Raw genomic sequence first — 380 nt, forward strand, 5'->3', positions numbered from 1 at the left:
CGATAACATAGTCCTGGCAGGCCAGTGTCACCAGGGCATATCCCGCCCCGATGATGGTGCGCGCCGCGACGATCTCTGGAACGGAAGTAGCGAAGTAAAGGAGAAGATGCGCTACAAAGACAGGAATGGCTGAGAGAAACAACAGCATCCGCCTTCCCAACCGCTGTGCCAAAGGGCCAGCGAAAGGCGAGATGAAGACGATTGCGCTCAGATAGCCTGCCAATGGAAGACTGATCAGCACACTGCCATCCACCCATTTCCATGGATTGTCGGCTGACCGCGTATATAGTGGCAAAAAGGAAAGTGGTAGCTCGTCGGCCGCGGCGAAGAGGAACAGGGCCAGGCGCAAATCGGTGAACTAAGAGAAGCGCAGCGTTGTT

Annotated in this window: 1 protein-coding gene; it reads right to left on the bottom strand. The window is 55.8% G+C overall.

Translation table 11 applies throughout. The features are described 5' to 3' along the window. The coding region (locus SB679_RS23270) for an MFS transporter (RefSeq protein WP_410704657.1) at positions 1-349 on the bottom strand (349 nt) is incomplete at its 3' end. Between the last annotated feature and the right edge of the window lie 31 nt (positions 350-380).

The sequence above is a fragment of the Chryseobacterium sp. SIMBA_029 genome (assembly GCF_046535275.1).
Lineage (GTDB): Bacteria > Bacteroidota > Bacteroidia > Flavobacteriales > Weeksellaceae > Chryseobacterium.